Here is a 4,380-nt window from a genome sequence, read left to right as displayed (position 1 = left end):
CGGACGCCGGCGCCGCCGGGCGGCCCGGACCCGCCTGGCGACGCGGGTGCGCGGCGCATGGCGCCGTTGCGCCCGGCGTCGCACAGGCCGCGTGGCTTGTGGCCACCGGCCGCGCGCGGCAGGCTTCCCCTCCGGCGCGGACGGAGGAGGATGCGATGCGGCTCGGGGTCATGCTGCCGCTCGGCGATATCGGCGGCGAACCGGCGGCGGTGAAGGAATTCGCGCTGGCCGCCGAGGAACTCGGCTTCACCAATCTCGGCCTGCCGGACCACGTGCTGAGCGGCAACCCGGCGGCCGAGGCGGGGCCGGAGCAGCGCTCGCTCTCGGTCGGGCTGTACCAGGACCCCTTCGTCGCCTTCGGCTTCCTGGCCGCGCTCTGCCGGCCGACGACGGAGTTCTCCACCCAGGTGCTGATCCTGGCGCAGCGCCAGGCGGCGCTGGTGGCGAAGCAGGCGGCCTGCCTCGACGTGCTGTGCCAGGGCCGCTTCCGGCTGGGCGTCGGCGTCGGCTGGAACCCGGTGGAGTTCACCGGCCTGAACGAGAACTTCCACAATCGCGGCCGCCGCAGCGCAGAGCAGGTGGAGGTGATGCAGAGGCTCTGGGCCGAGCCCTTCGTCACCTTCGAGGGGAAGTACCACCGCATCGAGGATGCCGGGATCAACCCGCTGCCGGTGAACCGCCGCATCCCCGTCTGGTTCGGCGGGCATGTCGAGCAGACGCTGGAGCGCATCGCGCGGCTGGGCGATGGCTGGATCATGAACGCCTATCCGCCGGGCGCCGAGATCGAGGCGGAATGGGCGAAGATCCGGCGCCTGACCGAGGCGGCGGGGCGCGACCCGGGCGCGGTGGGGCTGGAGGTCTGGATCTCCGGCGGCGCGGGGGACGAGGCGTCCTGGGCGCGGGAGGCCGCCTACTGGAAGCGGCTGGGCGCGACCCACCTGACGCTGACCAACACCTTCCATCGCCGGCACCACCGGCGGATCGCCGGGCGCGGCATGGCCGACCACCTGGCGGTGCTGCGGCGCTTCCGCGACGCGGTGGCGGCCGAGGCGGGCTGAGCGCGACGGCGATGGCCGGCCATGCGGGCGGGGCGGCGCCTCCGTCCTCGGGCGGCGCCGCCTGCCGTCTGCCCTGCGGCACCGCGCCGCGGGGCATGGCCGCCTCTCGGGCATCCGCGCCGCAGCGCCCGCGCCGGGGTGAAGCGCGCACCGCCATCGCCTGGTGCGGCCGGGACGCTGCCTCGTTGCCGGGCGTCACCGGCCCTCGGACATTCGTGCCGGCGCGGGTCGCGTCCGACTGTGAAGGCCGCGCCGCCATGGCGCGATGGTTCCGGCGTGGCGTCCCGCTGCGGGGCGTGACCGCCCCTCCCGTGATCCGCCCTGCCGCGGCCTGCCTCCCGCCGTGAAGGCTGCACGCCGGCGGCCTGCCGTCATCGGTGCGGCGTCCCGCGGCGGGGGCGTCACCGCCCCGCCGCGACGCGCCGCGGCCTCATGTCGGCCAGCATGGATGCTGACCGGCATGATCACCGGGTTTGGCGCGCAGCCGCCGCGCCAACCCTGCGCGCGACACCGGTGGGCAGACGTCCTGACGTCTGCCCACCGTCATCAATGCTCGAACAGCAACGCGACGACGCGCTCGCCCTCCCGCCCGCCGAAGCTCACCCGCGTCGCCTGCCGCTGCAGCAGGAAGGCCGCCAGCCGCTGCGCCCCGTCCGGATGGCCGGCGATCTCCTCCGGGCTCGGCCTGTCGCGCACCAAGGGCAGGCCGGCGCCGGCATAGCGCAGCTCCAGCGTCAGGCTGAACTCGTCGAAGCCGAGCGCGAGCCGCATGGGCCCGGTCGGCGCGCAATGCGCGGCCACCGCATCCACCAGCTCCTGCGCCGCCCATTCCGCCCGCAGCACCACGTCCCGCCGCGCCCCCCAGGCGGCGCCCTGCCGCTCGACGAAGCCGGCCACCGCTTCGCCATCCGGCGCGGCGGGGTCCATCGCCAGCGCCGCCCGCTGCCGCTGGCCCAGGCGGAAGACCAGGTTCAGCAGGAAGCCGACCAGCGCGCCGAAGACCAGGGAGGAGACGGTGACCGGGTGCAGCGCCGCCGGCATGGCGCGGAAGGCGGCCGGGAAGGCCTCCACCGCCAGCCCGGCCATGATCGACAGGCCGACCACCAGGGTCTTGCGCGTGTCGTAGAGCCGCGCCGCGATCGCCTCGATCCCGCCCTTCAGCACGGCGCAGCTGGTGAAGACCAGGGTGGCGCCGACCACCGGCGCCGGCATCAGCGCCAGCAGCCGCGTCACGCCCGGCAGGAAGGCGAAGACGACGAAGAGCGCGCTGGTGGCGAAGGCGACGCGCCGGCTGGCGACGCCGGTCGCCGCCGTCAGCCCGACGGAGGAGGCGCTGACATTGACCGCGAAGACCGAGGCGGCGCCGGCCGCCATCACGCCCAGCCCGTCCGCCAGCACGCCGCGGCCGATCGGCCGGAGGTCCGGCCGCACCCAGTCGGCGTCCAGCTGCCGCTGCGCCGCGGTCAGCAGCCCGGCCGCCTTTAGCGCATTGGCCAGTGCCGCGATGACGAAGGGCAGCGTCAGGGCGGGGTCGAAGGAAAGGCCCATATGCGCGGTGCCGGGCGGCGCCAGCAGCGGCAGGCTCGCCACCTCGGCCAGCCGCGCCGCCGGCAGCACGCCGGTCAGCGCCGCCGCGGCATAACCGGCCAGCATGCCGAACAGCGCGCAGGACAGGCCGAGGACGCCGCGGCTCCAGACATTCGCCGCGACCATGGTGCCGAGGGTGATGCCGGCGACCATCCAGTCGGCCGCGCCCGGCAGTGCGCCGCCGCCCGGCTGCAGCAGGGACCGCAGCCCGACCATGCCGTTGGACACGCCGACGAGCAGGACGATGACGCCGGCAAGCTCCGCCGGCAGCACCCGCCGCAGCCGGTGCAGCGATTGCGCGAAGGCGGCCTGCACCGCGCCGCCCAGCAAGGTCATGCCCGACATCAGGGCGATGCCGCCGATCCGCACCGCTTCCAGCGAGGGCCCGAGGAAGATCGCCGTCATGGTCGAGGGCGCGAGATAGCCGCTGCCGACCGGCCCGCGCGGCAGCGCCTGCAGCGTGGTGCCGAGCGCGAGGACGAGCATCGCCCAGCCCAGCATCCCGTCGGTCGCCGCGGCATCCAGCCCGGCCTCCCGCGCCACGATCAGCGGGAAGACCAGGAAGGAGGAGGTGACGGCGACGTATTGCAGCGCATTGGCGATGGTCGCCAGCGGCGGCGGGACGTCCCCCGCCAGGTAGCGCATGCTGGCGGGCCTGCGGGACATCCCGGCCTCTCCTCGGTGCCTCGGGAGTATCCGCTCCCGGTGCCGCCGGCGCCAGCAGCGCGGCGGAATGGCGGGGCAAGGCTGCGATGGGGCAGGGGGGCGGCGGGCCGGGGGGGCGGCGATTATCCAGCGCGGCCGACCTTCCGGCATGGGCACGCAGGCGACCCGATCGCTGCGCCCGCCAACCATCGCGTGGCGTGACCGGACTGTTGCAATTTCAGACAGGTTTCGGTAGAGTCTCTTTAATGGAATGTGCTGGGCGTGGGGAACGATGCCGCTGTTCTCGACCCGGGTGCTCGACCTGATCGAAGGTTGCCACGACCAGCCCAGCGCGGCCGGGGTCGGCGCCGCCTTCCTCCACCGCCTCGGCGCCTATGGCGTCCAGGCGCTGAATGCCCGCGCCTACCGCACCGCCGCCGAGCTCGGCACCATGGGGCATGTCTACGCCCGGGCGGCGCCCGCCGCCTATGACGGGCTCTACGCCGATCCGCGCTTCTATCGCTTCAACCCCATCCCGCGGGAGATGGAGCGGAGCATCGCGCCGAAGCGCTGGACCGCGATGGCCTGGCCGGGCAAGGGCGGCCAATGGCTGCTGCGGGCGATGCGGGAACATCCCTGCCCGGACGGCCTCGCCATCCCTTGCCACGGACCGGGCGGCTATCTCGGCGTGGTCAGCCTGGGGTTCGAGCGGCTGGAGAGCCTGGCGCCGGAGGAGGAACGGGCGATCGCCCTGGCCGCCATCGCCCTGCATGCCCGCATGCGGGACCTGTCGCCGGTGCGGGCCCGGGCGCCCGGGCCGCAGCTGACAGAACGGGAACGAGACTGCCTGGGCTTCGTTGCCGAGGGCTGGTCGGACGCGCGGATCGCCGCCCGGCTGGGGATCGGCACCGCCACGGTCGCCACGCATGTGGTGAATGCCCGCCGCAAGCTGGGCGCGCGCACGCGGTCGCAGGCGGTGGCGCAGTTCCTGCTCCATGGCCTGTAGCGGCCGGTACCGGCCCGGAGGCGTGGGGGGGGCTGGACGCGCGGCCCGGGCCGTCGCCGCGCGTGCCGGCGGGCGGGGCCTTCG

General features: G+C 74.9%; 3 protein-coding genes. 2 read left to right on the top strand and 1 reads right to left on the bottom strand.

The features are described 5' to 3' along the window. Positions 1–155: 155 nt before the first annotated feature. Positions 156–1,058, top strand: coding sequence for an LLM class F420-dependent oxidoreductase (locus tag E2C05_RS29200; RefSeq protein ID WP_133223137.1), 903 nt, complete (start codon positions 156–158; stop codon positions 1,056–1,058). A 546-nt stretch (positions 1,059–1,604) separates the two neighbouring features. On the opposite strand, the gene E2C05_RS29195 is transcribed toward E2C05_RS29200, so the two are convergent. Then, positions 1,605–3,311: a uracil-xanthine permease family protein gene (locus tag E2C05_RS29195; RefSeq protein ID WP_158292452.1), complete on the bottom strand. Its 1,707-nt coding sequence runs from the start codon at positions 3,309–3,311 to the stop codon at positions 1,605–1,607. Positions 3,312–3,582: 271 nt separating this feature from the next. Here E2C05_RS29195 and E2C05_RS29190 point away from each other — a divergent pair, with 271 nt between their 5' ends. After that, positions 3,583–4,296 (top strand): helix-turn-helix transcriptional regulator, encoded by a 714-nt coding sequence (locus E2C05_RS29190; RefSeq protein WP_158292451.1) that lies wholly within the window; start codon positions 3,583–3,585, stop codon positions 4,294–4,296. Positions 4,297–4,380 lie beyond the last annotated feature (84 nt).

This window comes from Paracraurococcus ruber, assembly GCF_004353985.1.
GTDB classification, from domain to species: domain Bacteria; phylum Pseudomonadota; class Alphaproteobacteria; order Acetobacterales; family Acetobacteraceae; genus Paracraurococcus; species Paracraurococcus ruber.
The sequence above is the reverse complement of the archived record's forward strand: the minus strand, read 5'-3'. Positions and strand labels throughout refer to the sequence as shown.